This window comes from Micromonospora parathelypteridis, from assembly GCF_014201145.1.
In the GTDB taxonomy this organism is placed as follows: Bacteria; Actinomycetota; Actinomycetes; order Mycobacteriales; family Micromonosporaceae; genus Micromonospora; species Micromonospora parathelypteridis.
Genome location: NZ_JACHDP010000001.1, coordinates 2,154,907 through 2,181,848 on the forward strand (window position 1 = coordinate 2,154,907; position 26,942 = coordinate 2,181,848).

Annotated in this window: 26 protein-coding genes; 14 read left to right on the plus strand and 12 right to left on the minus strand. The window is 71.9% G+C overall.

The annotated features are described in order from the left end of the window. Positions 1-79 precede the first annotated feature (79 nt). The 4 genes from HNR20_RS09345 to HNR20_RS09360 all read left to right on the plus strand — a co-directional run bounded on the left by HNR20_RS09345 (position 80) and on the right by HNR20_RS09360 (position 7,519). Positions 80-3,835, plus strand: a complete 3,756-nt coding sequence (locus tag HNR20_RS09345) for a multifunctional oxoglutarate decarboxylase/oxoglutarate dehydrogenase thiamine pyrophosphate-binding subunit/dihydrolipoyllysine-residue succinyltransferase subunit (RefSeq protein WP_184178257.1) — start codon at positions 80-82, stop codon at positions 3,833-3,835. A gap of 115 nt (positions 3,836-3,950) precedes the next feature. Beyond that, the gene (locus HNR20_RS09350; protein ID WP_088987811.1) at positions 3,951-4,136 is read left to right on the plus strand and encodes a DUF6104 family protein; all 186 of its coding nucleotides are present in this window, start codon (positions 3,951-3,953) and stop codon (positions 4,134-4,136) included. A 201-nt stretch (positions 4,137-4,337) separates the two neighbouring features. Then, on the plus strand, positions 4,338-6,407 hold the full coding sequence (pta, locus tag HNR20_RS09355; RefSeq protein WP_184178259.1) for a phosphate acetyltransferase: 2,070 nt from the start codon (positions 4,338-4,340) through the stop codon (positions 6,405-6,407). Beyond that, the gene (locus tag HNR20_RS09360; RefSeq protein WP_184178261.1) at positions 6,404-7,519 is read left to right on the plus strand and encodes an acetate/propionate family kinase; all 1,116 of its coding nucleotides are present in this window, start codon (positions 6,404-6,406) and stop codon (positions 7,517-7,519) included. The genes pta and HNR20_RS09360 overlap by 4 nt, the downstream gene beginning before the upstream one ends. Before the next feature lie 44 nt (positions 7,520-7,563). On the opposite strand, the gene HNR20_RS09365 is transcribed toward HNR20_RS09360, so the two are convergent. Further along, on the minus strand, positions 7,564-7,734 hold the full coding sequence (locus HNR20_RS09365) for a hypothetical protein (RefSeq protein ID WP_184178263.1): 171 nt from the start codon (positions 7,732-7,734) through the stop codon (positions 7,564-7,566). 156 nt (positions 7,735-7,890) lie between these two features. On the opposite strand from HNR20_RS09365, the gene HNR20_RS09370 reads away from it, so the two are divergent. The 3 genes from HNR20_RS09370 to HNR20_RS09380 all read left to right on the plus strand — a co-directional run bounded on the left by HNR20_RS09370 (position 7,891) and on the right by HNR20_RS09380 (position 10,441). Further along, positions 7,891-8,784, plus strand: a complete 894-nt coding sequence (locus HNR20_RS09370; RefSeq protein ID WP_184178265.1) for an alpha/beta hydrolase family protein — start codon at positions 7,891-7,893, stop codon at positions 8,782-8,784. A gap of 26 nt (positions 8,785-8,810) precedes the next feature. Then, entirely contained in the window at positions 8,811-9,350 is a 540-nt protein-coding gene (locus HNR20_RS09375) for a nucleotidyltransferase domain-containing protein (RefSeq protein ID WP_184178267.1), read from the plus strand. Positions 9,351-9,475: 125 nt separating this feature from the next. Further along, complete coding sequence (locus HNR20_RS09380) at positions 9,476-10,441, plus strand: alpha/beta hydrolase family protein (protein ID WP_184178269.1); 966 nt, start codon at positions 9,476-9,478, stop codon at positions 10,439-10,441. 105 nt (positions 10,442-10,546) lie between these two features. On the opposite strand, the gene HNR20_RS09385 is transcribed toward HNR20_RS09380, so the two are convergent. The 3 genes from HNR20_RS09385 to HNR20_RS09395 form a co-directional block, all read right to left on the minus strand. Beyond that, the gene (locus HNR20_RS09385; RefSeq protein WP_184178271.1) at positions 10,547-11,509 is read right to left on the minus strand and encodes a zinc-binding dehydrogenase; all 963 of its coding nucleotides are present in this window, start codon (positions 11,507-11,509) and stop codon (positions 10,547-10,549) included. Between the two features lie 58 nt (positions 11,510-11,567). Beyond that, positions 11,568-12,746, minus strand: a complete 1,179-nt coding sequence (locus HNR20_RS09390; protein WP_184178273.1) for an NAD(P)-dependent malic enzyme — start codon at positions 12,744-12,746, stop codon at positions 11,568-11,570. Positions 12,747-12,888: 142 nt separating this feature from the next. Beyond that, the gene (locus HNR20_RS09395; RefSeq protein WP_373290996.1) at positions 12,889-13,254 is read right to left on the minus strand and encodes a S24/S26 family peptidase; all 366 of its coding nucleotides are present in this window, start codon (positions 13,252-13,254) and stop codon (positions 12,889-12,891) included. Between the two features lie 69 nt (positions 13,255-13,323). Between HNR20_RS09395 and sodN the strand changes: the two genes are divergently transcribed. From sodN to HNR20_RS09410, 3 genes are read left to right on the plus strand one after another with little or no spacing between them, the layout of a single operon-like run. Next, complete coding sequence (sodN, locus tag HNR20_RS09400; RefSeq protein ID WP_184178276.1) at positions 13,324-13,728, plus strand: superoxide dismutase, Ni; 405 nt, start codon at positions 13,324-13,326, stop codon at positions 13,726-13,728. Next, positions 13,725-14,318, plus strand: coding sequence for a GNAT family N-acetyltransferase (locus HNR20_RS09405; protein WP_184178278.1), 594 nt, complete (start codon positions 13,725-13,727; stop codon positions 14,316-14,318). Before sodN ends, HNR20_RS09405 begins: the two co-directional genes overlap by 4 nt. Next, a complete protein-coding gene (locus HNR20_RS09410; protein WP_184178280.1) occupies positions 14,315-14,719 on the plus strand; it encodes an ATP-binding protein in 405 nt (134 codons plus the stop codon). Before HNR20_RS09405 ends, HNR20_RS09410 begins: the two co-directional genes overlap by 4 nt. Positions 14,720-14,743: 24 nt before the next feature. On the opposite strand, the gene HNR20_RS09415 is transcribed toward HNR20_RS09410, so the two are convergent. Beyond that, entirely contained in the window at positions 14,744-15,178 is a 435-nt protein-coding gene (locus HNR20_RS09415) for a hypothetical protein (protein WP_229687071.1), read from the minus strand. On the opposite strand from HNR20_RS09415, the gene HNR20_RS09420 reads away from it, so the two are divergent. Together HNR20_RS09420 and HNR20_RS09425 are read left to right on the plus strand one after the other, a co-directional pair. Next, positions 15,177-16,127, plus strand: coding sequence for a diacylglycerol/lipid kinase family protein (locus tag HNR20_RS09420; protein ID WP_184178284.1), 951 nt, complete (start codon positions 15,177-15,179; stop codon positions 16,125-16,127). The two genes, HNR20_RS09415 and HNR20_RS09420, sit on opposite strands and share 2 nt — an antisense overlap. Before the next feature lie 450 nt (positions 16,128-16,577). Beyond that, positions 16,578-16,835 carry a WhiB family transcriptional regulator gene (locus tag HNR20_RS09425; RefSeq protein WP_007072794.1) on the plus strand — a complete coding sequence of 86 codons (258 nt, stop codon included), beginning with the start codon at positions 16,578-16,580 and terminating at the stop codon, positions 16,833-16,835. A gap of 80 nt (positions 16,836-16,915) precedes the next feature. Here the strand turns inward: HNR20_RS09425 and HNR20_RS09430 are convergent, their stop codons facing one another. The 5 genes from HNR20_RS09430 to HNR20_RS32650 form a co-directional block, all read right to left on the minus strand. Beyond that, entirely contained in the window at positions 16,916-17,728 is an 813-nt protein-coding gene (locus tag HNR20_RS09430; RefSeq protein ID WP_373290997.1) for a sirohydrochlorin chelatase, read from the minus strand. After that, a complete protein-coding gene (locus HNR20_RS09435) occupies positions 17,710-18,471 on the minus strand; it encodes a phosphoadenylyl-sulfate reductase (protein WP_184178286.1) in 762 nt (253 codons plus the stop codon). The genes HNR20_RS09430 and HNR20_RS09435 overlap by 19 nt, the downstream gene beginning before the upstream one ends. Beyond that, entirely contained in the window at positions 18,468-18,629 is a 162-nt protein-coding gene (locus tag HNR20_RS09440; protein ID WP_167393614.1) for a hypothetical protein, read from the minus strand. Before HNR20_RS09440 ends, HNR20_RS09435 begins: the two co-directional genes overlap by 4 nt. Continuing rightward, positions 18,626-20,338, minus strand: a complete 1,713-nt coding sequence (locus HNR20_RS09445) for a nitrite/sulfite reductase (RefSeq protein ID WP_184178288.1) — start codon at positions 20,336-20,338, stop codon at positions 18,626-18,628. The genes HNR20_RS09440 and HNR20_RS09445 overlap by 4 nt, the downstream gene beginning before the upstream one ends. 293 nt (positions 20,339-20,631) lie before the next feature. Then, positions 20,632-21,543, minus strand: coding sequence for an ArsR/SmtB family transcription factor (locus tag HNR20_RS32650; RefSeq protein WP_184178290.1), 912 nt, complete (start codon positions 21,541-21,543; stop codon positions 20,632-20,634). Between the two features lie 62 nt (positions 21,544-21,605). Between HNR20_RS32650 and HNR20_RS09455 the strand changes: the two genes are divergently transcribed. Further along, a complete protein-coding gene (locus tag HNR20_RS09455; RefSeq protein ID WP_184178292.1) occupies positions 21,606-22,631 on the plus strand; it encodes an aldo/keto reductase family protein in 1,026 nt (341 codons plus the stop codon). Positions 22,632-22,667: 36 nt separating this feature from the next. Beyond that, on the plus strand, positions 22,668-24,176 hold the full coding sequence (locus tag HNR20_RS09460) for a glycosyltransferase family 39 protein (RefSeq protein ID WP_184178294.1): 1,509 nt from the start codon (positions 22,668-22,670) through the stop codon (positions 24,174-24,176). A 39-nt stretch (positions 24,177-24,215) separates the two neighbouring features. Here HNR20_RS09460 and HNR20_RS09465 read toward each other — a convergent pair whose 3' ends face one another. Then, positions 24,216-25,814, minus strand: a complete 1,599-nt coding sequence (locus tag HNR20_RS09465) for a PAS domain-containing sensor histidine kinase (protein ID WP_184178296.1) — start codon at positions 25,812-25,814, stop codon at positions 24,216-24,218. 25 nt (positions 25,815-25,839) lie between these two features. Continuing rightward, a complete protein-coding gene (locus tag HNR20_RS09470) occupies positions 25,840-26,871 on the minus strand; it encodes an SIS domain-containing protein (RefSeq protein ID WP_184188236.1) in 1,032 nt (343 codons plus the stop codon). Between the last annotated feature and the right edge of the window lie 71 nt (positions 26,872-26,942).

The window sequence follows — 26,942 nt, forward strand, 5'->3', positions numbered from 1 at the left end:
TCCATCCCGTGCTCCTAATCGGGCGCGAGGGACACACCGCGTGCCACACAAACCCGCGTGAAAGAGGCGATTACCGGCCGTGTCGACCCAGCAGACTTCGCAGGAGAACCCACTGGCGGGTTTCGGCCCGAATGAGTGGATCGTCGAGGAGATGTACCAGCGGTACCTCGCCGACCCAACAAGCGTCGATTCGGCCTGGCACGACTTCTTCGCCGACTACCGGCCAGCGCCGGGTGCGGCCACGCCGCGCGGGGCCGAGACGTCGTCGGAGAAGCCGGCCGCCCCCGAGCCGGACGGCCAGCCGGAGGCAGCCGCCACGGTCACCCAGCCGAGCGCCACCGCGCAGCCGGCGACCGCGCCGTCCGCCGCGAAGCCGGCACCGGCCAAGCCCGCCGCCGCAGCGCCGGCCCCCGCCAAGGCCGCCCCGGAGAAGACCGCCCCGGCCAAGCCGGCCGCCAAGGCCACCGCGCCGACCGCAGACGGTCCGCAGACCACGCCGCTGCGTGGCGTCGCCGCGAAGATCGTCCAGAACATGGACGCCTCGCTGAGCGTGCCCACCGCGACCAGCGTGCGCGCGGTCCCGGCCAAGCTGCTGGTCGACAACCGCATCGTGATCAACAACCACCTCGCCCGCGGGCGCGGCGGCAAGGTCAGCTTCACCCACCTGGTCGGCTACGCGATGGTCCGGGCGCTGGTCCAGCACCCCGAGATGAACAACTCCTTCGCCGAGGCAAACGGCAAGCCGGCGGTGGTCCGCCCGCCGCACGTCAACCTCGGCATCGCGATCGACCTGGCCAAGCCGGACGGCAGCCGCAACCTGGTGGTCCCCTCCATCAAGGGCTGCGAGCAGATGGACTTCCGGCAGTTCTGGCAGGCGTACGAGGACGTGGTCCGGCGAGCGCGGCGCAATGAGCTGACCATGGAGGACTACTCCGGCACCACGATCTCGCTGACCAACCCGGGCGGCATCGGCACCGTGCACTCGATGCCGCGGCTGATGCAGGGGCAGAGCGCGATCATCGGCGTCGGCGCCATGGAATACCCGGCCCCCTACCAGGGCATGTCCGAGACCACCCTGGCCGAGCTGGCCGTCAGCAAGATCATCACGCTGACCAGCACGTACGACCACCGGATCATCCAGGGCGCGCAGTCCGGCGAGTTCCTCAAGGTGATGCACGAGCTGATCCTGGGCGAGCACGGCTTCTACGACCAGATCTTCACCTCGCTGCGCATCCCGTACGAGCCGGTGCGCTGGATGCGCGACGTGGCGGTCAACTCCGAGGGCCAGATCAACAAGACCGCCCGGGTGCACGAGCTGATCCACGCGTACCGGGTGCGCGGTCACCTGATGGCCGACACCGACCCACTGGAATTCAAGATCCGCAAGCACCCCGACCTGGACGTTCTCCAGCACGGGCTCACCCTGTGGGACCTGGACCGCGAGTTCCCGGTCAACGGCTTCGCCGGCCGGCAGCGGATGAAGCTGCGCGAGATCCTCGGCGTGCTGCGCGACTCGTACTGCCGCCGGGTCGGCATCGAGTACATGCACATCCAGGACCCGGAGGAGCGGCGCTGGATCCAGGAGCGGATCGAGCGCAAGTACGAGAAGCCGGCCGCCGACGAGCAGAAGCACGTCCTCAACCGGCTCAACGCCGCCGAGGCGTTCGAAACCTTCCTGCAGACCAAGTACGTCGGCCAGAAGCGCTTCTCGCTGGAGGGCGGCGAGTCGCTGATTCCGCTGCTCGGTGAGGTGCTGGAGTCCTCCGCCGAGAACGGGCTGGACGAGGTCGTCATCGGCATGGCCCACCGTGGTCGGCTCAACGTGCTGGCCAACATCGTCGGCAAGCCGTACGAGAAGATCTTCTCGGAGTTCGAGGGCCACCTGGACCCGCGCTCGACGCAGGGTTCCGGCGACGTGAAATACCACCTGGGCCAGAACGGCAAGTTCACCACTCCCGGCGGCGAGCACGCCGTCAAGGTGTCGCTGGTGGCCAACCCATCGCACCTGGAGGCCGTCGACCCGGTGCTGGAAGGCATCGTCCGGGCCAAGCAGGACCGGATCGACCTCAAGCTCGAGGGTTACACCGTGCTGCCGCTCGCGGTGCACGGTGACGCGGCGTTCGCCGGGCAGGGTGTGGTCGCCGAGACGCTCAACCTGTCGCAGCTGCGTGGCTACCGCACCGGCGGCACCGTGCACGTGGTGGTCAACAACCAGGTCGGCTTCACCACCGCCCCGGAGTACAGCCGGTCCAGCCTCTACAGCACCGACGTGGCCCGGATGATCCAGGCGCCGATCTTCCACGTGAACGGCGACGACCCGGAGGCCGTGGTCCGAGTGGCCCGGCTGGCTTTCGAATACCGGCAGACGTTCAACAAGGACGTCGTGATCGACATGGTCTGCTACCGCCGGCGCGGGCACAACGAGGGCGACGACCCGTCGATGTCCAACCCCCAGATGTACAAGATCATTGACTCGAAGCGCTCGGTCCGCAAGCTGTACACCGAGGAGCTGATCGGTCGCGGCGACATCACCGTGGAGGACGCGGAAGAGCTGCTGCGTGACTACCAGGCGCAGCTGGAGAAGGTCTTCAAGGCCACTCGGGACGCCGCCTCGGCGCCGCGCCAGCTCAACCGGCCGCGCCGCGAGGTCGAGCCGGAGCCGCAGGTCGACACCGCCACCGACGCGTCCGTGGTGAAGGCGATCGGCGAGGCGCACATCAACCTCCCGGAGGGCTTCACCCCGCACAAGCGGATCCAGCAACTGCTGGACCGGCGGGCCAAGATGTCCGTCGAAGGCAACATCGACTGGGGCTTCGGCGAGATCATCGCGCTCGGGGCGTTGCTGCACGACGGGGTCACCGTCCGGCTGGCCGGGCAGGATTCGCGTCGTGGCACGTTCGTCCAGCGGCACGCCTCGGTGGTCGACTCCCGCACCGGCGACGACTACCTGCCGCTGAAGTCGCTCACCGGCGACGGCGAGCGCTCCCGGTTCTTCGTGCACGACTCGCTGCTCAGCGAGTACGCGGCGATGGGCTTCGAGTACGGCTACTCGGTGGAGAACATCAACGCGCTGGTCGCCTGGGAGGCCCAGTTCGGCGACTTCGTCAACGGCGCCCAGTCGGTGATCGACGAGTTCATCTCGTCGGGCGAGGTGAAGTGGGGCCAGCGCTCCGCCGTCACTCTGCTGCTGCCGCACGGCCACGAGGGCCAGGGCCCGGACCACACCTCCGGCCGGCCGGAGCGGTTCCTGCAGATGTGCGCCGAGGACAACATGCGGGTGTCCATCCCGACCACCCCGGCGAACTACTTCCACCTGCTGCGCCGCCAGGCACTGTCGCCCAAGCGCAAGCCGCTGGTGGTGTTCACGCCGAAGTCGCTGCTGCGGCACAAGCTCTGCGTCTCCTCGGTGGAGGACTTCACCACCGGCACCTTCCAGCCGGTCCTGCGCGACACGGCCGCCCCGGCGCCGGAGGCGGTGAAGCGGGTGCTGCTCTGCTCGGGCAAGGTCTACTACGACCTGTTCCAGGCCCGCCAGGAGCGCGGCATCACCGACACCGCGATCCTCCGGATCGAGCAGCTGTACCCGCTGCCGGTGGAGGAGATCCGGGCCGCCCTCGCGCAGTACCCGAACGCCGAGGACTTCGCCTGGGTGCAGGAGGAGCCGGCCAACCAGGGCGGCTGGTCGTTCGTCGCGCTCAACCTGCTGGAGCACCTCGCGGACGTTCGGCTGCGGCGGATCTCCCGCCCGGCCGCGGCCGCCCCGGCGGTCGGCTCGGCCAAGACCCACGAGGTCGAGCAGACCGCGCTGATCGAGGCGGCCCTCCCCCGCCCGTGACCTGACCGCACTGCGAGAGCCGGGGCAGGCCGTTCACCACGGTCCTGCCCCGGCTCCGTCGGTCCACCCGCAAACCCACCCGGCCCGCGCCGGGCCGAGCACGAGGACATACGCGATGTACTTCACCGACCGTGGCATCGAGGAGTTGGTCGAACGCCGGGGCGACGAGCAGGTGACCCTGGAGTGGCTCGGCGAACGCCTACGCGACTTCGTCGACCTCAACCCCGACTTCGAAACCCCCATCGAACGCCTGGCAACCTACCTGGCCCGCCTGGACGACCCCGACGACGACGACGCCTAACCCCCACCCCCACTCCCATCCCCCGCCCGCCCCGCCGCTGTTGATCATGAAGTTGTGCGCGCGTGTCGTCGGCGTGTCGGCCCATAACCTCATGATCACCGGGAACAGGGGCGGGGCTGGGGGCCGGGCCGGGGGCGGGGGCGGGGTGGGGGCGCGGTGGAGGGGTCGGGTGGGGGTCTTGCGATCTTTTAGGGTGGGGTTGTGGCTCGCAGTGTGTATCTGACTAGCGTGGGTTCGGGCGGGGGCAAGTCGACAATTGCCCTCGGGCTGGCGGAGTTGCTGTCCCGCCAGGTCGGGCGGATCGGCGTGTTCCGGCCACTGGTCGCCGACACCGGTCCGGACCCGATCCTCGCCCTGCTCAGCGAGCGTTACCGGGTCGAGCTGCCGCTGGCCGAGCTGGCCGGAGCGACCTACGCCGAGGCAACCGCCCTGGTGGCCGACGGCCGGCGCGCAGAGCTGATCTCCGCCATCGTCGAGCGGTACCGGGCGGTGGAGCGGCAGTGCCCGGCGGTGGTCGTGGTGGGCAGCGATTTCGACGAACCAGGCGACCCGGCCCATCCCCGGGAGTTGGCGTTCAATGCCCGGCTCGCCACCGAGTTCGGCAGCGTGGTGGTGCCGGTGGTGGATGGCTTCGGGCAGGAGCCGGGGGCCGTCGCGGCGGCGGTACGCGGGGCGTACCACGATCTGGCCGACCTGGGCGCGACGGTGCTCGCGGTGATCGCCAACCGCGTGCCGGGGCCGATGACGCTGCCCGACCTGCCGGTGCCCGCGTACGCGATTCCGGAGGTGCCGAGCGTGTCGGCGCCGACGGTGGCCGAGGTGGCGGCGGCGCTCGGCGCCACCCTGCTGGCCGGGGACGAGGCCGCGCTCGGCCGGGACGTGTTGGACTTCGTGGTCGGCGCGGCGCACGTGCCGACCCTGCTCAGCCACCTCACCGAGGGCGCCCTGGTGATCACTCCCGGGGACCGGGCCGACCTGCTCGTCGCCGCGAGCGCCGCGCACGTGGCCGGGCAGGTGTCGGTGGCCGGGCTGGTGCTCACCCTCGGCGAGCAGCCCGACCCCCGGGTCATGCGGCTGGTGGAGGGACTGAACACCGGGCTGGCGGTGCTGTCCGTGCGCACCGACAGCTACGACACGGTGGCCGCGTCCAGTCGCATCGAGGGTCGGCCCAGCGCGGCGAATCCCCGCAAGGTGGAGGCCGCGCTCGGCGCGTTCGAGCGGTGCGTGGACACCGACGACCTGGCCCGCCGGTTGCGGGTCAGCCGGTCGACGCGGGTCACCCCGCTGATGTTCGAGAACGAGCTGATCGACCGGGCCCGCTCGAAGCCCCGCCACCTGGTGCTGCCGGAGGGCAGCGAGGAGCGGATCCTGCGTGCGTCGGAGATCCTGCTGCGCCGTGGGGTGGCCGAGCTGACGCTGCTCGGCCGGCCGGACGACATCGCCCGGCGGACCCGCGAACTGGGCATCGACCTCGGCGACGCGAACGTGGTCGACCCGGTCACCAGCGGGTGGCGGGACGACTTCGCGGCCGAGTACGCCCGGCTTCGCGCCCACCGGGGCGTCACTGCGGAGTTGGCGCACGACATCGTGGCCCAGGCCAACTACTTCGGCACCCTGATGGTGGCGACCGGGCGGGCCGACGGCATGGTCTCGGGTGCCACGCACACCACCGCCGCGACCATCCGACCGGCGTTCGAGATCATCCGTACCGTGCCGGACGTGTCGGTCGCCTCCAGCGTCTTCTTCATGCTGCTCGCCGACCGGGTCCTGGTCTACGGGGACTGTGCCGTCAACCGCGACCCGGACGCCGCCCAGCTCGCCGACATCGCGATCTCGTCGGCCGACACCGCCGCCCGGTTCGGCATCGAACCCCGGGTGGCCATGCTGTCGTACTCCACCGGCAGTTCCGGCGCCGGCGCGGACGTGGAGAAGGTCGCCACGGCCACCGCGCTGGTCCGGGAGCGCCGGCCCGACCTGCTGGTCGAGGGACCGATCCAGTACGACGCGGCGATCGACCCGGCGGTGGCGGCGACGAAGTTGCCGGGCAGCGCGGTAGCCGGCCAGGCCACGGTCTTCATCTTTCCGGACCTGAACACCGGCAACAACACGTACAAGGCGGTGCAGCGCTCCGCCGGGGCGGTCGCGGTCGGCCCGGTGATGCAGGGCCTGCGCCGACCGGTGAACGACCTCTCCCGTGGCGCTACCGTGCCGGACATCGTCAACACGGTGGCGATCACCGCCATCCAGGCGGCCACCGAGGAGGCCTCGTGAGTCGGGTGCTGGTGCTCAACTGCGGGTCGTCGTCGGTGAAGTGGCGCCACTACGACGGTGACCGGACGCTCGACCACGGCACCGTCGAGCGGGTCGGTGAGCCCGGCGGCGGCCCGGCGGACCACGCCGGTGCGGTCCGGCAGATCCTGGACGGGCTGGACCTGACCGGGCTGGCGGCGGTGGGGCACCGGGTGGTGCACGGCGGCCGGAGGTTCATTGCCCCGGTCCTGGTCGACGACGCGGTGCTGGCCGCGATCAAGGATCTGGTGCCGCTGGCCCCGCTGCACAACCCGGCGAACCTGGCCGGCATCGAGGTGGCCCGCGCGGCGCTGCCGGACGTCCCGCAGGTCGCCGTCTTCGACACCGCGTTCCACCACACCCTGCCGGAGGCCGCCGCGACCTACGCGATCGACCGGGAGACCGCCGAGCGGTACGACATCCGCCGGTACGGCTTCCACGGCACCTCGCACGCGTACGTGTCCCGCCGCACCGCCGAACTGCTGGGCCGCCCGTACGAGCAGCTCAACACGATCACCCTGCACCTGGGCAACGGGGCCAGCGCCTGCGCGGTGGCGAACGGTCGCAGCGTCGCCACCTCGATGGGCATGTCCCCGTTGGAGGGGCTGGTGATGGGCACTCGCAGCGGCGACCTCGACCCGACGGTGATCTTCCACCTGCGCCGGGAGGGTGGGCTGTCGGTGGACGACATCGACGACCTGCTCAACCACCGCAGCGGCCTGCTCGGGCTGAGCGGCGTCAACGACATGCGCGAGGTGCTGCAGCGTCGGGCGGCCGGGGACGGGGCGGCAGGGCTGGCCTTCGACGTGTACTGCCGGCGGATCACCGGCTACGTCGGGGCGTACTACGCGCTGCTCGGTCGCGTCGACGCCATCGCCTTCACCGCCGGGGTCGGCGAGAACGCCGCGCCCGTCCGGGCTGCCGCGTTGGCTGGCCTGGAGCGGCTCGGCATTGCCGTGGACGACGCCCGTAACGACGGCGACGGCGACCGGGTGATCTCGCCCGACGGCGCGGAGGTGAGCGTCTGCGTCATCCGCACCGACGAGGAACGGGAGATCGCCCGCCAGGCCCGCGACGTGGTCGCGGGCAGCTGACGAAGCTCCGGTCAGCCCAGCACGGGCGGCTGACGAAGCTCCGGTCAGCTCAGCGCGAGCCAGGCGACGACAGCCACCACCAGCACCACGACCACCACACCGACGATCAGAGGGATGCGGGACGGGGTCTCCGTCGGCCCTGCCACGTTCGGCGTCTCGGTGAAGGCGCGGAAGGCCTCGGTGTTGCCGCTGGGGTCGGTGTAGTTCTCAGGCATGCCGGAGACCCTAGCGAAACGGCTCGCGCGGCACCGCCCCCGGCCCACGTCGTCCCGGGTTGGACCCGGCCGGTGGAAACGACCCGACCGGGTGGCGGGTACAGCCGGGCCGGACGGCGGGGTCGCAACGCCCACCCGGGCACCTACCGTGGAACGATGGGGGCGGGACGGCTGATCGCCGTGCTGATGACAACGCTGCTGGTTGGCTGCGCGCCTGCCACTGCCGGCACCGCTGGTTCCGACGGGCCGCCGGCGGCGCGTCGGGCGCCCGAGGGGTCGTACGCCGTCGGCGTGCGTACGCTCACCCTCGATCCGCGCTCGGCGCGCCCCCTGCCGGTGACGATCTGGTTTCCAACCTCGGCCGACGGGGTGGCCGACGGGCGGTTCCCGGTGGTGATCTACAGCCACGGGCTGTACAGCCTGCCCGACCTGCACGCCGGCCTGACCACCCGCTGGGCGGCGGCCGGTTTCGTGGTGGCCGCGCCCGCGTTTCCGCACACCCGGCAGGGTGCCGCCCACTTCACCCGGCACGACGTGCGCAACCAGCCCGCCGACGGGTGGCGGCTGATCCGACACCTGGGCCGCCTCGACCGGAACCACGCGGACCCCCTCGCCGGCCACCTGGATCTGTCGTCGATCGCCGCCGCCGGCCACTCGGCGGGCGGCTTCACCACGTCCGGCATGTTCAGCGAGGGGCACCCGACCCGGCTGCGCTCCGGGATCGTGATCGCCGGAGGTGGGTTGCCCGGCAGCTTCGCCGGGCCGCCCGCGCCGGTGCTCTTCGTGCACGGCACGGCCGACGCGGTGGTGCCGGTCACGGTCGGCCGGGCGGCGTACGGGCGTACCCCCGGCCCGGCCGCGTTCCTCAGCCTGTTGGGGCAGGACCACGGCGCGTACCTCACGCCGGGCAACCCGGGGTTCGCCCCGGTTCTCGCCACCACCACCGACTTCCTCCGCTGGACCCTCTACGGCGACCAGTCGGCCGGTGCGCGCCTCGCCGCCGACGCCGGTACCCCGATGACCAGCTACGAGTTTCGTCCGGCCAGTTGATCCTGGCGCGCCGGTACGGTGGCCCGGTGAACGAGCACGCGCGCCGCCAGTTGGCGAGCATCGCCGAGGTGCTCACGGTGGCCGGGGCGGACGGCATCCCGGTATGGCTGCGCGGCGGCTGGGCGATGGACTTCCACCTCGGCACGGTGACCCGACCCCACGTCGACGTCGACTGGTACTGCTGGCGGGAGGACGCGGACCGGCTGGCCACACCGCTGCTGGCCCGAGGTTGGCGTCCCGACCCCCGGATGCCGGCGGACCTGCAACTCGACGTGTTCGCGGGTGACGTCGAGGTCAGCTTCGCGTACCTGGGTCGGGATGACGCGGGTCGACCGACCGTGGGTGCCGGGCCATGGGCCGGGACACCACTGCCGGCCGGGATGCTGGACGCGCCACCCGGCCGGATCGGCTCGCTCACCGCGCCGACCATCTCGGTGCGGGCTCAGATCGAGTTCAAGCAGATGTACCCGGTGTGGATGCCGGAGCATCCGCGCCGGCCGAAGGACGCCGCCGACCTGATCCGGCTGCGTGCCGGTCCTGGTCGAGCAGGCCAGCGGCTGACGTAGAGCCAACTCGAGCTCCTCGGCCGCGCGGTGATCGTGACGCCTGGTGTGCAGCGGTGGGTGAAGGGGCGGGCACAGTGCGCCGAACTCCGCCGGTCGCGCCGACCGCACAGGGCACAATCGGATTCATGTCGCGTCGCGTCACCCCCGCTCTGCTGGCCAGCGCCGTGCTCCTCGCCGGTCTGGCCGGCTGCTCTGCGGACACCCCACAGGGCAAGGGCTGGCAGGCGCCGGTCGCGCCTCCGCCCGCGGCCACGCCGACGCCGCAGGTCCCCGCCGGGACCGCGCCCCAGCGCGCCTTCGCAGTCGGCGTACGCCAACTGAAGCTGGACCGGGACGGCCGTGCGCTGCCGGTGACGCTCTGGTATCCGGCGGCCGGGGAGGCCGGCGGCGCGGCCAAGCGGTCGGCGTCGGCTGCGCAGGGACGGTTTCCGGTGGTGATGTTCAGCCACGGGTTGGGCGGGCGCCCGGACGACTACGCCACTCTGCTGACCCGGTGGGCGGCGGCGGGTTTCGTGGTGGCCGCGCCGACCTTCCCGCACACCTCCCGGGGCGCCGACAACAACGTCCTCGACGTGCTCAACCAGCCGGCCGACGTGTCGTACGCGCTGGATCAGGTGTTGGCGTTGGACGGCAGGGCCGGCGACTCGTTGCGCGGCCGGTTGGACGGTGAGCGGGTGGCCGCAGCCGGGCACTCCGCCGGCGGGGTGACCACCATCGGCCTCTTCACCGCCAGCCGGGACGAACGGCTGGACGCGGGTGTGGTGTTCGCCGGCACGGCGCTCGGCGTGGGCACCGCGTTCGCCGGCGCGTCCGCGCCGCAACTGTTCGTGCACGGAGAGCTGGACGAGGTGATCGAGTACGCGGCGGGCAAGGCCGTGTACGACAAGGTGCCCTGGCCGAAGGCGATGCTGAGCCTGCCGAACGGCGACCACGGACGGGGGCTGCTCAGTGATGGCGCGACGCTGCGCGTGGTCGCGGACACGTCCGTCGAGTTCCTCCGCTGGTCGCTGTACGGCGACGCGGCGGCCAAGAAGCGCATCCCCACCGACGCGACGCGCGGCGACATCGCCACCTTCGACGATCACCTCTGAGCCGCGCGTCCGCACAACATCCAGGAAGTAGTGGCCTCCCGTGACGCCGAGGCCACTACTTCCATGATGTTGTGCGGATCTTGCGGGAAGGGGCGGCCGCGTGGATCAGGCCGTGTGGTCGATGACGACCTTGCCGAAGGCCTCGCCGGACTGCAGGCGGGCGAAGGCGTCCTCGACCCGGCTGAACGGAACGACGGAGTCCACCACCGGGCGCACCTCGTTGTCGGAGCAGAACGCCAGCAACTCGTACAGCTCGCCGGGCGTGCCCATCGAGGTGCCCAGGATCTCCAACTGCATCGCGAAGACCCGGCGCAGGTTGATCGCCGGCTCGTGCCCGGCGGTCGCGCCGGAGACCACGATCCGGGCCATCGGCGCGGCCGACTTCAGCGAGTGGTCGAAGGTGGCCGCGCCAACCGTCTCGATCACCACGTCGACGCGTTCCGGCAGCCGGGCACCGGGTTCCACGGCGGTCGCGCCGAGGGCCGAGATCCGCTCCCGCTTGGCGGCGTCGCGGCTGGTCGCGTACACCCGCTTGCCCATCGCGACGGCGAGCGCGACGGCCGCGGTGGCGACGCCACCGCCCGCGCCCTGGACCAGCACGCTGTCGGCGTCCGCGACGCGGCCCTTGGTGGTCAGCATCCGCCACGCGGTCAACCAGGCCGTGGGCAGGCAGGCCGCGTCGGTCGCCGTCATGCCGTCGGGCAGCGGGATCAGGTTCGATCGGGGTACGGCGACCCGCTCGGCGAGGGTCCCGGCGAAGTGCTCGGAGAGGATGGAGACCCCGCGGGGGTCACCCGGAGTGACCACCACCGGGTACACGACCACCGGGTGACCCTCCGGGTCCACGCCGACCGCGTCGCAGCCGAGGATCATCGGCAGTTGGGCCTCGGTGAGCCCCACCCCGCGCAATGACCAAAGGTCGTGGTGGTTGAGCGAGGTGGCCCGCAACTGCACGGTCACCCAGTCGTCGGCCGGGTGGGTCGGCTCGGGCCGCTCACCGACGGTAAGGGCGGCGAGCGGATCGGCGTCGTCGAACCTGGAGGCGAAGGCAGCACGCATGATCGGCACGGTAACAAGCTGAGCGCCCGTTAAGAAGGTGCCCGTCCTCGATGGCCCGTGTCCGGCCCTAGTGGCGGGCGACGCCGTCGCGGCGGGCGGCTTCGGCGACCGCCTCCGCGACGGCCGGCGCGACGCGCGGGTCGAGCGGCGAGGGGACGATCGCGTCGACGGTCAACGACTCGGCCACCACCCCGGCGATGGCGTCCGCGGCGGCGACCTTCATCGCCTCCGTGATCCGGGTGGCGCCGGCATCCAACGCACCGCGGAACACCCCCGGGAACGCCAGCACGTTGTTGATCTGGTTGGGGTAGTCGCTGCGCCCGGTGGCGACCACCGCGACGTGCCGGGCGGCGACCTCGGGGTGCACCTCCGGGGTCGGGTTGGCCAGCGCGAACACGATCCCGCCGGGTGCCATTCCGGCCACCGCGGTCTCGGGGATCTGCCCGCCGGAGACCCCGATCAACACGTCCGCGCCACGCAGCGCCTCGGTGATGTCGCCACGGCGGCCGTCCGCGTTGGTGCTCGCCGCCAGCTCGGCCTTGGTGCCGGTCAACTCGGTGCGGTGCCGGCCGATGATGCCCTTGGAGTCGCAGACCACCACCTGGTCGGGGTTGACGCCCCCGGCGACCAGCATCTTCGTCACCGCCACGCCGGCTGCGCCCGCGCCGCTCACCGCCACCCTCAGGTCGCCGAGCTTGCGGTTGAGCAGGGTCGCGGCGTTGCGCAGCGCGGCGAGCACCACGATCGCGGTGCCGTGCTGGTCGTCGTGGAAGACCGGGATGTCCAGCGCCTCGTCGAGCCGCCTCTCCACCTCGAAGCAGCGCGGCGCGCTGATGTCCTCCAGGTTGATCCCACCGAACGAGGGGGCCAGCGCCCGCACCACGGCGACGATCTCGTCGACGTCCTGGGTGTCCAGGCAGATCGGCACGGCGTCCACCCCGGCGAACTGCTTGAACAGCACCGCCTTGCCCTCCATCACCGGCAGCGCGGCGCGTGGGCCGATGTTGCCGAGCCCGAGCACCGCCGAGCCGTCGGTGACCACCGCGACCGTGTGCGACACCCAGGTGTACTCGTCCACCAGCGTGGGATCGGCGGCGATCGCCTCGCACACCCGAGCTACCCCCGGGGTGTACGCCAGGGAGAGATCTTCCCGGCTGGTGAGCGGCACGGTCGAGGTGACGGCCATCTTGCCGCCCCGGTGCAGCAGGAAGACGGGATCGGCGGGGTCCACGGTGGACGAAGACATGGTGGTGACTCCAGGATCTGTCGAGCAGACGGGGCGGCCGGCCCTGCCGCGGAGTAGGCGGCGAGCGGTGGCACGCGGTGCAGGGGGTCACCCGGGCACTTCCGAGCATAGTGTCGACACTGCCGCTCGGATGTGAGCGGGGTCATAACCGGCGACGACGAACCCGGCCGGGGCGCGGCCAGTAGCGGGCCACCACCCTGGCCCGCACGTCGGCCACCCCGTACGCCCGGGAGTCATCGGTGACCAGGTCGTTGTCCCCGCGCAACCACCAGCCGCCGTCCTGCTGCCGGACCGCCCGCTTCACGACCAGCAAGTCGGGGCGGGTCCGGAAGACCGCGACCACCACGTCCCCGGGTCGGATCGGGCGGCCACCGGGGCGGACCAGCACCGAATCACCGTGCCGCAGTGTCGGCGCCATGGACGGACCAATCACCAGAACGGCGGTCAGCGGCCGCCGCAATCGCGGCGCCTCAGCCGGGTGATCGCTGCCCACTGGTTTCACCTCCACCCGGTTCGGGGAGCATCCTCAGGAGTAATGTCGCCTTTGATCATCGCAAACTTCCCATGGAGGATCCCGATGCGATTTCCCCGCATCCTTGCGCCCCGCGTCACCGCGAGCGCTCACTGCGACCTGCCGTGCGGTGTCTACGACCCGGCCCAGGCCCGGATCGAGGCCGAATCGGTCAAAATGATCTGCGAGAAGTACCAGGCGAACACCGACCCGGAGTTCCGCACCCGCGCCATCATCATCAAGGAGCAGCGCGCCGAGCTGGTCAAGCACCACCTCTGGGTGCTCTGGACCGACTACTTCAAGCCGCCGCACTTCGAGAAGTACCCGAACCTGCACAGCCTGTTCAACGAGGCCACCAAGCTCGCCGGCGCCGGTGGCGTCAAGGGCAGCCTCGACCCGGCCACCGCCGACAAGCTGCTCGCGAAGATCGACGAGATCTCGAAGATCTTCTGGGAGACCAAGAAGGCGTGACCTCCCCGGTCATTCCGACGATCCGGCCGGCACGTCCCGAGGACGTGCCGGCCGTCGTCGCCATGGTGCACGAGCTGGCGGAGTACGAACGTGCCCCCGACCAGTGCCATCTCACGGCCGAGCAGTTGACCTCGGCCCTGTTTCCGGCTGGTCCAGATCGCGGCGCGGCTTCGGACGCGCCGGCTGCTCCGGCCCTCTTCGGTCACGTCGCGGTCGACGAGCACGACGAGCCGATCGGCTTCGCGCTGTGGTTCCTCAACTTCTCCACCTGGGCCGGCGTGCACGGCATCTACCTGGAGGACCTCTACGTCTCCCCGGCCGCCCGCGGCACCGGGGCGGGTCGACTGCTGCTCGCCACTCTGGCCGACATCTGCGTACGACGCGGCTACCGGCGGCTGGAGTGGTGGATGATCGACTGGAACCCGGCCGCCGGGTTCTACGCCTCGATCGGCGCGGAGCAGATGAGCGAGTGGATCCCCTACCGACTCAGCGGCGACGCGCTGCGCCAACTGGCCAATCAGGCCACCGCCGCCGGCACGCGTACCGGCGACCGACCGGGTAGAGTCCCCGACCGGGGGGATGAGGCGTGACTCAACTGACTGGCCAAGCAGTGACCGACGACGTGGTGCACCTCACGGTGCCTGCCGACGGCGGCTACCTTGGCGTGCTCCGTACCGCCACCGCCGGTCTCGCGGCCCGGTTGCAGTTCGCGCTCGACGAGATCGAGGATCTGCGGATCGCGGTCGACGAGGCGTGCGCCATGCTGCTCGCCATCGCCACCCGCGACGCCGAGTTGGAGTGCCGCTTCGCGGTCACCGAGGACGCGTTGACCGTCGAGGTGACCGTGCCGACCGTGCGTGGCGCCACGCTGCCCGCCGAGTCGTCCTTCGCCTGGAAGGTGCTCACCGCGCTGACCACCTCGGCATCCGCCACGGCCGCCGACGGTCGGGCCACGATCGCGCTGCTCACCCGCCGCTCCGGCGGCTACTGACCGGCCCAGCGCAGGCCGGCAGGGTCACTCGAAGCCGAGGGCCCGGGTCGTCGGTGGGCTGACCAGCAGCCAGCCCACGCCCAGGCCGAGGACCATCAACGGCACACCCAGCCAGCCGAGCCCGGCCTGGATCATGAACCACCCGATCGGCAGCAGCATCAGCTGGAGCACGATCGCGGGGGCTCGTGCGCCCGCCTTGCGGCGCAGCAGCGCGCGGCCCAGCGCCCAGAGCACGACGGCGGCCCCGACGGCGAAGGCGGTCACCAGCAACGCCGACGCCAGATCGGTGGTGGTGGCCGTGAGGTCGGCCCAGACCAGCCATGCCGCGAGCAGCCCGACGACGGCCGCTTCCGCCCACAGCAGCCGGACCGCCCAGCGGAGCGTGACGGGGAACGGGGCCGAGTCGATGGTCACGCGCGCCACGATACCCGGGCTACCGAGAGGTACAGTGCCGCCCATGCGGGCCGTCCTGGTGGTCAATCCAAAGGCCACCACCACCAGCGAACGCAGCCGGGACGTGCTTGTCCGGGCGCTGCGCAGCGAAGTCGACCTCAGCGTGCGCTACACCCGCCGGCGCGGGCACGCCATGGCGTTGGCCCGGGAGGCCGCTGCGGAGGGTGTCGACCTGGTCGTCACCCTGGGTGGCGACGGCACCGTGAACGAGGTGGTGAACGGTCTGATGACGGCCGACCCGCCGCTGGGCGCCGACGATGCCACGATGGCCGAGCGGCTGCCCGCGCTGGCGACCGTGCCGGGCGGCTCGACCAACGTGTTCGCCCGTGCGCTGGGCCTGCCCCGGGAGTGGCCGGAGGCGACCAGCATGATCCTCGAAGGGTTGCGGCTGGGCCGGAGCCGAACGGTTGGGCTGGGCCGCGCGGACGACCGCTACTTCACCTTCTGCGCGGGGTTCGGCCTGGATGCGGCCGTGATCCACCGGGTGGAGCAGGCCCGGCGCAAGGGTCGGGTGTCCACACCGACGCTCTATCTGCGCTCGATCATGAGCCAGTACTTCTTCGCATCGGACCGGCGGCATCCGGCGATCGTCCTGGAACGTCCGGACGAGCCGGCGGAGACCGAGCTCGCCACCGTCATCATCCAGAACACGGCGCCATGGACGTACCTGGGTGACCGGGAGGTCAACCCGAACCCGGCGGCGTCGTTCGACCTCGGGCTGGATGTGCTGGCGTTGCGTCAGCTCCGGGTGGCTAGCACAACACGGACAGTGACGCAGTTCCTGTCCCGGCAACCGGATCCGCGAGGTCGTCAGGTGTTACGACTCCATGACACTGCGGAGTTCACGCTGGTCTCCAGTCGCCCACAGGCGTTCCAGCTCGACGGCGACTATCTCGGCGAGCGGGAGAAAGTCAGATTCACCTCCGTTCCCGCCGCACTGAGAGTAATCTGCTAGGTCTCGGGTACTGCCCTTGGTCGACACGGTGACCGCGACCGCCTCGGCCGGTCACCGCCACACCGAGGGGCAGGTGCCGGAAATGTCAGCAATGTCACGCGGACTGTACTATATTGATCCTCGACTGTGGCACGGCGGGTAACCAGGAAAGCACTGGAACCCGGACAAATGGGTTGTGGGCTTGCTCACCGCCCGGAGTTTTTCCGAGCGTCACCCTTGACATCACGACTGTTCGTGAAAGTATTCACAAGCGAACTTGAGTTACCGGGACATTGCCTGGATATGCTCGTCAGGTTGAGCTGTTCCAGCAGGTCCCCGGGCGCTAACCGCCTGCTCACGCACTGCCGAATGGACGAACGCTAACTGTCACCATCGGCACTGCGGATGCATATAGGAAAAGCACGACCAAGCAATTGTTGCCACCCATCCAGAATGAGGAGTGTTGCCGCCATGGACTGGCGTCACCATGCTGTCTGCCGCGACGAGGACCCGGAACTGTTCTTCCCGATCGGGACGTCCGGACCGGCTCTCCTGCAGGTCGAGCAGGCCAAGGCCGTCTGCAGGCGCTGCTCCGTGACCGACCAGTGCCTGCAGTGGGCACTCGAGTCTGGTCAGGACGCCGGCGTCTGGGGCGGAATGAGCGAGGAGGAGCGGCGCGCTGTCAAGCGGCGCGGCGGCCTCCGGGTGCTGCGCGCTCACTCCGCCTGATCCCCAACGACACAGCTGCACGCCCCGGTGGGTCCGCCCGCCGGGGCGTTCCGCTGTCCGACACACGAATCAGCGCGCCGTCACCACGCCGGTGTCACCACGCGCCCGCCGGGCTGGTCATCGACCCGGCGCAACACCAACCCGACCAACTCCGGTGCGTCGGTCAACGGCGCGGCGACCGCCACCGCGCCCGCCGCGCGGGCAGCCTCGGTCACCGCATCATGGAACAGGCCCGGCGCCAGGAAGTACGCGGACACCGCGACCCGGCGCGCGCCGGCCGCGCGTAGCCCGGACACCGCCACGCCGGCCGCCGGAGGAGCCGCCGAGGCGTACGCCACCCGGCAGGGCACCCCGAACTCCACACCGAGCGCATCCGCGACCCGGCCCACCGAACGACGTGCCCGCGCGTCCCTGGCGCCCGCGGCGGCCAGCACCAGCGCGTCGAAACGGCCCGGCTGTGCCTCACCGAGTCGACGGCGCAGCCCGGCCAGCAGCCCCGGGTCGACCGTTCCGTCCGCCGGGCCGAGCACGTCGGTCACCCGTACCGCCAGCGGTGGCCCGGCCTGCGCCGCTGCGGCGACCGCCGCCGGAATGTCCACCCGACGGTGGTACGCGGCGGTCAGCAACAGCGGCACCAGCACCGCCCGACGGTGGCCGGCCACCGCCAGGTCGCGCAGCACCTCGGTCGGCCCCGGCTCGGTGTGATCCAGCCAGCTCGCCCACACCGGTGTGCCCGGCCGGGCGGCCGACACGGCCCGGGCCAGCGCCCGGGTGGCATCTGCCGCTCGTGGATCACGGCTGCCGTGCGCGACCAGCACCACCGGATCCGCCCCGCCGGCCGCCGTGGGGCCGGTGGGGGTCGTCGCCGGGGAGGTCAGACGTGCAGCCCGCACTCGGTCTTCTCGAACATGGCCCACCGGCCGGCCCGTGCGTCCTCGCCGGCCTTGGTCTGGCGTGTGCACGGCCAGCAGCCGATCGAGCCGTAGCCCTGCTTGAACAGCTCGTTGACCGGCACGTTGAAGCGGGCGATGTAGGCGTCCACGTCCCCCTGGGACCACGCCGCGATCGGATTGACCTTGACCTTGGCGCGCCGCGGGTCGAAGGTCACCACCGGCGTGTTGGCCCGGGTCGGGGACTCGTCCCGACGCAGGCCCGCGGCCCAGGCGTCGTACCCGGTCAGTGCCCGCTCCAGCGGCTCCACCTTGCGCAGCTGACAGCAGTCGTCCGGCGACTTGTTGAACAGCCGGGGGCCGTACTGGCCGTCCTGCTGGCCGACGGTGAGCCGGGGCCGGATCGACCGGACGTTCACCGGGAGCGTCCGGGCAACCTCGTCGCGCACCCGTAGCGTCTCGGGGAAGTGCAGGCCGGTGTCGAGGAAGACCACGTCCACCCCCGGGGCCACCCGGGACACCAGGTGGGCGAGCACGGCATCGGCCATCGAACTGGTGACGCAGAACCGGTCGCCGAAGGTCTGCGCCGCCCAGCGGGCGATCTCCAGCGCCGGCGCACCCTCCAGGTCCCGAGCCGCCTGCTCGGCAAGCGACCGCAGCTCGTCCGGGCTGCGCCGGGCCGGGTCGGCCGGCGTCGGACCACCCGGGCCGACCAACCGCAGGCCGGCGGCGGAGACGAGGCTCATCGGGTCACCGCCCGCGAGAGCAGCCCGGTGAACTTCACCGAGAAGACCCGGGTGCAGGCGTGGCACTCCCAGGCGCCGTGCCCCGCCTCGTGCGGCCGCAGGTCCTCCTCGCCGCAGTACGGGCAGTACAGAGGTGCCGCTCGGTTCTCGCTGCTCACCGCAGTTCCTCCTCGTCGACTCTGATCACCCAGTTGGCGAACGTCTCGCCCTCGCTGCGACCGGCCAGGTAACGGCGGGCCAGCCGCTCCACGTACTCCGGAAGCTCGTCGGCGGTGGTCTTCAGGCCGCGTAGCTTGCGGCCGAAACCGGAGGTCTGCCCCTGGGCCATGCCCAGCCCGCCGCCCAGGTGCACCTGGAAGCCCTCCACCTGCCGACCGTCCGGGCCGACCACCAGCTGACCCTTGAGCCCGATGTCGGCCACCTGGGTGCGCGCGCACGCGTTCGGGCAACCGTTGATGTGGATCGAGATGTCCGCGTCGAAGTCGCGCAGCCGCTGCTCCAGCCGGGCCACCAGCTCCTCACCGCGGGCCTTCGTCTCGACGATGGCCAACTTGCAGTACTCGATGCCGGTGCAGGCCATCGTGCCGCGCCGCCACGCCGACGGCCGGGCCTCCAGGCCGATCCCGCGCAGCGCGTCGACCAGCGACTCCGTCCGCTCCGACGGCACGTCGAGCACCAGCAGCTTCTGGTACGGGGTGAGTCGCACCCGGTCACTGCCGTGCGCCTCGACCACGTCTGCCAGTTGGGTGAGCTGCTTGCCGGAAACCCGCCCGACCACCGGGGCGGCGCCCACGTAGTGCCGCCCGTCGGCCTGCTCGTGCACGCCCACGTGGTCGACCGGCTTCGACGGCAGGGTCGGCGCCGGGCCGTCGAGCAACGTGCGGCCGAGATAGTCCTTCTCCAGGACCTCGCGGAAGCGCTCCACACCCCAGTCGGCCACCAGGAACTTCAGCCGGGCCCGGTGACGCAGCCGACGGTAGCCGTAGTCGCGGAAGATGCCGACCACCCCGGCCCACACGTCGGGCACCTCGGCCAGCGGCACCCACACGCCGAGCCGCTGGGCGAGCATCGGGTTGGTGGAGAGACCCCCGCCGACCCAGACGTCGAAGCCGGGGCCGTGCTCGGGGTGGTCGACGCCGAGGAAGGCGATGTCGTTCGACTCGTACGGGGTGTCCACCAGCCAGGAGATCGACGTCTTGAACTTGCGGGGAAGGTTGGAGAACTGCTTGTCCCCGACGTACCGGGCGACGATCTCGTCGACCGCGGGGGTCGGGTCGAGCATCTCGTCGCGGGCCACCCCGGCGACCGGGCTGCCCAGCACGATCCGCGGGCAGTCGCCACACGCCTCGGTGGTCTGCAGGCCGACCGACTCCAGCCGGCGCCAGATCTCCGGCATGTCCTCGACCCGGATCCAGTGGAACTGGATGTTCTGCCGGTCGGTGATGTCGGCGGTGTCCCGCGCGAACTCCCGGGAGATCTCCGCGATCACCCGCAACTGGGCCAGGCTGAGCTGGCCGCCGTCGATGCGGACCCGGAGCATGAAGAACTCGTCCTCCAGCTCGTGCGGCTCCAGCACGGCCGTGCGCCCGCCGTCGATGCCCGCCTTGCGCTGGGTGTAGAGGCCCCACCAGCGGAACCGGCCGCGCAGATCCTGCGGGTCGATCGAGGCGAAGCCGCGGTGGGCGTAGATGGTCTCGATTCGGGCCCGGACGTTCAGCGGGTCGTCGTCCTTCTTGATCCGCTCGTTGGGGTTGAGCGGCTCGCGGTGGCCGAGCGCCCACTGACCCTCACCCCGTGGGCGGCGCGGGGCCCCCGCCGGGCGGGCCGTCGGGCCCTCGGGACGGGCCGGGGTGCTGCTGACCGCCATCGGGGCGTCCTCCGTTGTCTGCTGTGCCTCGGGGCACGCGCGGAGCGCGGCGGCCGGCCCGGCGAAGCGGGCGGACAACGGTGTCGGAGACAGCCGGCGCGGAGCGCGCCCGAGACGGATTGGTCGGGCGTCGTCAGTAGGCCGGACAGATCGCGCTGAACACGCGGCCGTAGTCGACGTGGCGACGGGCCACGAAGCGGCGGACGACAGCGGCGGTCATGGGGCCTATGCTGCCACACCGCATGGGGGCCGGCCAATGTCCACGTGCCGGATCCCACATCACGGGCCGAGGGCTAGCCGACCAGCTGGTCACCGAGGATAGTTCGGGCATAGCGGACCACCCGCCCCTGCCGCACGCCGGCGATCAGGCCGTTGTCCCGCAGCGTGGTGAGGTGGTGCGACGCGGTCGCCGGCGCGAGGCCCAACATCGCGGCCAACTCACCGGTGCTCAGCGGAGCGTCGAGCACGGACAGCGCCGCCGCCCGCGTACTGCCGAGCAGCGCGCCCAGCGCGGCGCTGGGTGGTGGCGACGTCCACAGCCCGCCCAGGCCCCGGGGCGGGTAGCAGAGGGCCGGCCCGGCGTCACCCTCCATGATCGCGTGCACCGTCGGCCCGGCGAAGGCGGTGGGCAGCAGCGTCCACGGGCGCCCGTCCAGACCGGCCGGCCGGGTCGTGCCGACGGCGACCTGCAGCGCCGCGCCGTCCCAGCGGATCGTCGGGTGCAGCTCGCGGAGCAGCGTGCGACCGCCCTGCTCGGCGGCGAGCAGGGTCCGCCGCCGGACGTCGGCCAGCGCGAGCGCGCGCAACCGGGGCCAGTCCGGCGCGATCAGCAACGTGAAGTACCGACGGAGCTGCGCGACCAGCTCGTCCGGGGCCAGCCGGGGCGCGTCGGCCCGGTCCAGTTGCCGCCGAACCCGGGTCGGGTCGGTGCTGGCGACCGCCCGCAACTCGGCCGCCAGGTTCGGGGCCACTCCGATCGGGGTGAGGAAGTCCGGCACGTACCCGTTGGACGACTTCAGCACCGCCAACAGCGGCTCCAGGCCGGCACCCGGCAGCAGCCGCTCGGCACGCTCCCGCCACGGACGGTGCATCCAGTACTTCGCAGGCTTGCGCAACGCCCAGGTGCTGGCCACCAGCTCGGCCAGCGGCGAGTGCACGAACCGGACCCGACTCAGGTCGTCAGGCGTGAAGTGGACCTCGATCACCGACAGATTCGACCACGCTCGAACGGTTCGGCGACAGCGCGCGACCACCGGACGATCCGCACATGGAATACAGGCAACTGGGCCGATCGGGCCTGCGCGTGAGCGCGGTCGCGTACGGCAACTGGGTCACCCACGGCAGCCAGCTCGACGACGGGGCGGCGGCCGCCTGCGTGGCCGCCGCCCTGGACGCGGGCATCACCACCTTCGACACGGCGGACCGGTACGCCCAGGGGCGGGCCGAGGAGGCGCTGGGCAAGGCGCTGAGCGGCGTCCGGCGCAGCTCGATCGAGCTGTGCACGAAGGTGTACCTGCCGGTCGGGCCGGGTGCGAACGACTCCGGCCTGTCCCGCAAGCACATCATCGAGGGCTGCCACGCCTCGCTGGGCCGGCTGGGCACCGACTACGTCGACCTCTACCAGGCCCACCGGTACGACGACAGCGTGCCGCTGGAGGAGACGATGCTCGCCTTCGCCGATCTGGTACGCCAGGGCAAGGTGCTCTACGTCGGCGCGTCCGAGTGGACCGCCGCGCAACTGCGGGCGGGCCAGCGGCTCGCCGCCGACCTGAATGTTCCGTTCATCGCCAACCAGCCGCAGTACTCGATGCTGTGGCGGGTGGTGGAGGCCGAGGTGGTGCCCACCAGCGCCGAACTCGGCCTGGGCCAGCTCGCCTGGTCGCCACTCGCGATGGGCGTGCTGACCGGCAAGTACGAGCCCGGCCATCGTCCGCCCGCCGGTTCCCGGGCCACCGACGGTTTCGGCGGGTCGTTCATCGCCCGCTACTCCTCGGATCTGCTGCTCTCCCGGGTACGCCAGCTCCGGTCGATCGCCGAGGCCGCCGACTGCACGATGGCCCAGTTGGCGGTGGCGTGGGTGTTGCGCCGTCCCACCGTGGCCAGTGCGATCGTCGGCGCGTCGCGACCCGAGCAGCTCGCCGAAACGGCAGCGGCCACCACGGTCCGGCTGGACGACGAGCTGATGGCACAGATCGACGCCGTGCTCGGCGATCTCGTCGAGCGAGATCCGGCGAAGACCGCCCGACCGAACGACGTGATGCCCGCCTGGCGTCCACCGCCTGCCGCAAGCTGACACCCGCGACCGGGATGGCCGTGGCAGGCTCGCAACGTGGGCATATTGTCCGAGAAGTCGACCGGGGCGTCGTGGGACCACCTGCGCGGCGCACCGGTCTGGCTTGCCCCGGCGCTGCTGACCCTGGCGGTGACCCTGACCGGGCTGGGCTCCGCCCAGCTCTGGCGCGACGAGTTGGCGACCTGGAGCGCGGCCACCCGGTCGCCACACGACCTGGCCCGGTTGGCCGGCACCATCGACGCCGCCACCGGGCCGTACTACCTGCTGATGCACGGCTGGACCAGGGTCGTCGGCGACTCCACGATCGCCCTCCGCGTACCGGCCGTGCTGGCGATGACCGTGGCCGCCGGGTTGCTCGCCGTGCTCGGCGCGCGGCTCGTCGACCGCCGAACCGGCCTCTTCGCCGGGCTGCTGTTCGCGGTGCTCCCCGGCACTTCGCGCTACGGGCAGGAGGCCCGCCCGTACGCGCTGGCCACCATGCTCGCGGTGCTCGCCACCCTGCTGCTGGTGAGCGCACTGCGCCGGCCCAGCTGGGCCCGTTGGGCCGGGTACGCGGCCGCCGTCGCCGCGCTCGGACTCATCCATCTGATCGCCCTCACCCTGCTCGCCGCGCACGCGCTGGTCGTCCTGCTCGTCTGGTGGCGCGGTCCGGTCGCGGCCGGCATCGCCACCCCGGCTGACGGCGGCGCTGAGCGGGACCGGCGGGTGTGGCGGTGGGTGGTCGCCGTGGTGCCGGTCGTGCTGCTGGTCAGCCCGCTGCTGCTCAAGGCCCGGGCACAGCGGTCTCGGCAGCTGAACTGGGTCCACCTTGCTCGACTGGACGACCTCACCGCCCTGCCCGGTGGCGTGACCCAGAGCAGCGTGGTGGGCGGCCTGCTGGTCGGGGTCGCCGCACTGGGCGCGGCCCGGCTCGGGCGGCGCGCCCTGCTGCCGGTGAGCGCGGTGCTGCTGCCCGTGCTGCTGCTCTTCGCCGCCGGCACTGTCGTCGCGCTGTGGGTGCCCCGGTACCTGGTCTTCGTGGTGCCCCTCGCCTGCCTGCTGGCGGGCGCGGCGCTGGCCGCGGTGGCCGCGCCGGCCGCGCTCGTCGTGGTGGTCCTGGCCGGGCTGCTCGGCCTGCCCGACCAGACCGCGCTGCGGCGGACCCACGAATGGCCGCGCAGCGCGCCGGTGGACTACGCGGGCGCGGCGCGGGTGATCGCAGACGGTCAGCGACCGGGCGACGCGGTGGTCTACTCGCCCCGGCAGAGCTGGCTCTTTCTCGACCTCGGCATCGAGTACCACCTCGGCGACCCGCCAAGGGACGTGCTGGTCACCGAGGACGAGGTCCGCCGGGGTGACCTGTGGGCCGCCGAGTGCCCCCAACCGGCGCAGTGCCTGGTTGGCACGACACGGGTGTGGCTGGTCATTTCCGGCCGACACGCCGAACCGCTGGCGGCCGTGACCGGGGCCAAGGGCGACGCGCTACGCGCGGACTTCACCGTCGCCCAGGTCTGGCAGCGCCCCGGCCTGACCGTCGCCCTGCTGACCAGCCGACCCAACCGCTGACCGGACCGCACCCGGTCGCCGGCCCGGTCGAACACGACCTCAGGCCTGCGAGCGGCCGTCGTGGGCGCTGCGGGCCAGCGGAACGACAAGCATCGCCTCGGTGCCGCCGTTGGCACCGGCACGCAGCTCGATGGTGCCGCGCAGCTCACCGGTGACCAGGGCTCGGACAATCTGCAGGCCGAGTCGGCTGCCGCGTTCGGCGTCGAAGTCGGGCGGCAGCCCACGCCCGTTGTCCGTCACCGAAACATGCAACATCTTGCGGAACCGGTGCGCCGACACCACCACCTCCGGCCGCACCGACGGATCGGCCTCCGGCACGACGGCCGGCACGAAATCAGGGCCGGCCACGGCGGAGGCGGGCTCGTCGTCCGCCTCCTCGGCCGGCGGGAAGCCGTGCTCGACGGCGTTGAGCAGCAACTCGTTGAGGACCATCACCAGCGAGGTCGCGATCTCCGCCGGCAGCACACCGAAGCTGCCCTGCCGACGCATGCCGACGCTCACCTCCGTCGCGGCGACCTCGGTCGCGGCGCTGGCCACCCGGTCGACGATGCCGTCGAACTCGACCGCCTCGTCGCTGGACATGGAGAGCGTCTCGTGCACCAGCGCGATCGAGGCGACCCGGCGGACCGACTCCTCCAGGGCGACCCGAGCCTCCGGCATCGCCACCCGGCGGGCCTGCAACCGCAGCAGCGCGGCAACGGTCTGGAGGTTGTTCTTCACCCGGTGGTGGATCTCCCGGATCGTGGCGTCCTTGGTGATCAGTGCCCGATCGCGGCGGCGGACCTCGGTGATGTCCCGCACCAGCACGAGCGCGCCGATCGGCACCCCGGCGGGCATCAGTGGCAGCGCCCGGGTGAGCATCGTCGCGCCACGTGCGTCGATCTCCCGTCGGGGCGGCGCCTCACCGCGCAGCGCGGCCAGGATGCCGTTCGCCGCCTCGGTGCCGTCCAGCGGGTCGCCGGCCAGCCGGCGATGCAGCGCGGCGAGGTCTTCGCCCACCAGGTGGGAGGCGTAACCCAACCGGCGGTACGCCGACTGCGCGTTCGGGCTCGCGTAGGTGACCTTGCCGCCGGCGTCCAGCCGCACCAGTCCATCACCGACCCGGGGCGCGGAGGTGGTCTCACCCGGGTGCCGGGGCGGTGGGAAGGTGCCATCCGCGATCATCTGGGCCAGGTCGTCGGCCGTGGTCAGGTAGTTGAGCTCCAGCTGGCTGGGGGTACGCGCGGTGGAGAGGTTGGTGTCCCGGCCCACCACGGCGATCACCTCGCCGGCCTCACCCTCGGCCGTCCGCAGACGGACCGGGATCGCCTCGTGCCGGGCGGGGACGTCGCCGTACCAGACCGGGTCGCCCTCCCGCCAGATCCGGCCCTGGGAGTACGCCACTCCCAGGTGGGCCACCTCCGGCCCGCCGACGATCCGCCCCACCTGGTCGTCCTGATAGGCGGTGGGTGCGGTGGTCGGGCGGACCTGGGCGACGCAGAGGAACGTGCCGTCGGCGTCGACCGGCACCCAGAGCAGCAGGTCAGCGAAGGACAGATCGGAGAGCAGCTGCCAGTCGCCGGCGATCCGGTGCAGGTGGTCGATGTCGGCCGGACGGAGATGGGTGTGCTCCTCGGCAAGGTCGCGCAGCGTGGACACGGTGACCAGGGTGCCACGCCGGGCCTCACATCGTCGCGGTGACCTTCTTCAACCCGCGCGGCGCGTCCGGGTCCTCACCTCGCGTGAGCGCCAGGGCCAGCGCCAACCGCTGCAGCGGCAGGATGTCCAGCAGCGGGGCGTACCGCTCGTCGACCTCCGGAACGGCCAGCCGGGTGGCGCCCGGCACGTCGGCGGAGCCGACCACCACGACGTCGGCGCGGCGTTCGCCGAGGCGGGGCAGCACCTCGCCCATCGACCGTCCACCCGGACCGGAGCCGACCAGGGCGAGCACCGGCACCTCCGGGTCGGTCATCGCGAGCGGGCCGTGCAGCAGGTCGGCGCCGGAGAAGGCGAGCGCCGGCAGGTACGAGGTCTCCATCAGCTTCAACGCGGCCTCCCGGGCGGTCGGGTAGGCGTACCCCCGGCCGGTGGTGACCAGTTGGCGGGCGAACCGGTAACGCGGCGCGAGCTGGGCCGGGGTGCCGTCGGTCAGGGTGCGGGCGGCCAACTCGGGCAGGGCGTCGAGCGCCTCGCGTTCGGCCGCCGGGAGCACGCCGTCGCCGGCCCGGATGCCCTCCACCAGCATCAGCAGGGCGAGCAGTTCGGCGGTGTACGTCTTGGTGGCGGCCACCGCCCGCTCGTGCCCGGCGGCGATGTCGATGCTCAGCTCGGCCACCTCGGCCAGCGGCGACCCTGGCGCGTTCGTCACCGCGAGGGTCAGCGCCCCGGTGGCTCGGGCGGCGCGCAGCACCTCGGCCAGGTCGGGTGACCCGCCGCTCTGGCTGACCCCGACGACCAGCGCGTCGGACAGGTCGGGGCGAGCCCCGAAGAGGGTGACCGCGCTCGGCGAGGCGAGCCCGGCGGGTAGGCCGAGCCGGATCTCGGTCAGGTACGCCCCGTAGAGGGCCGCATGGTCCGAGGTGCCGCGGGCGGTGAAGACCACGTGCCGCGGGCGACGCTCGGCGATCACCGCCGCCACGCGGGCGATCTCGGCGGCGTTGGCGGCGGAGAGCAGCCGCGCGTAGCCAGCCGGCTGCTCGTCGATGTCGGCGGCCATCCCAGCCCCTGCACGTGTCACGGACACTCCCCCCTTGCGCGATTACCGCGCGATTCCTGCTCAGTCTTGCA

Excerpts from the sequence above, each read along its gene's own strand:
- HNR20_RS09370 (WP_184178265.1), top strand. The coding sequence starts at position 7,891 with ATGGGGGCGGGACGGCTGATCGCCGTGCTGATGACAACGCTGCTGGTT.
- HNR20_RS09380 (WP_184178269.1), top strand. The coding sequence starts at position 9,476 with ATGTCGCGTCGCGTCACCCCCGCTCTGCTGGCCAGCGCCGTGCTCCTC.
- HNR20_RS09470 (WP_184188236.1), bottom strand. The coding sequence starts at position 26,871 with ATGGCCGCCGACATCGACGAGCAGCCGGCTGGCTACGCGCGGCTGCTC.
- HNR20_RS09390 (WP_184178273.1), bottom strand. The coding sequence starts at position 12,746 with ATGTCTTCGTCCACCGTGGACCCCGCCGATCCCGTCTTCCTGCTGCAC.
- HNR20_RS09455 (WP_184178292.1), top strand. The coding sequence starts at position 21,606 with ATGGAATACAGGCAACTGGGCCGATCGGGCCTGCGCGTGAGCGCGGTC.
- HNR20_RS09420 (WP_184178284.1), top strand. The coding sequence starts at position 15,177 with ATGCGGGCCGTCCTGGTGGTCAATCCAAAGGCCACCACCACCAGCGAA.
- sodN (WP_184178276.1), top strand. The coding sequence starts at position 13,324 with ATGCGATTTCCCCGCATCCTTGCGCCCCGCGTCACCGCGAGCGCTCAC.
- HNR20_RS09435 (WP_184178286.1), bottom strand. The coding sequence starts at position 18,471 with ATGAGCCTCGTCTCCGCCGCCGGCCTGCGGTTGGTCGGCCCGGGTGGT.
- HNR20_RS09415 (WP_229687071.1), bottom strand. The coding sequence starts at position 15,178 with ATGGGCGGCACTGTACCTCTCGGTAGCCCGGGTATCGTGGCGCGCGTG.
- HNR20_RS09365 (WP_184178263.1), bottom strand. The coding sequence starts at position 7,734 with ATGCCTGAGAACTACACCGACCCCAGCGGCAACACCGAGGCCTTCCGC.
- HNR20_RS09425 (WP_007072794.1), top strand. The coding sequence starts at position 16,578 with ATGGACTGGCGTCACCATGCTGTCTGCCGCGACGAGGACCCGGAACTG.
- HNR20_RS09350 (WP_088987811.1), top strand. The coding sequence starts at position 3,951 with ATGTACTTCACCGACCGTGGCATCGAGGAGTTGGTCGAACGCCGGGGC.
- HNR20_RS09445 (WP_184178288.1), bottom strand. The coding sequence starts at position 20,338 with ATGGCGGTCAGCAGCACCCCGGCCCGTCCCGAGGGCCCGACGGCCCGC.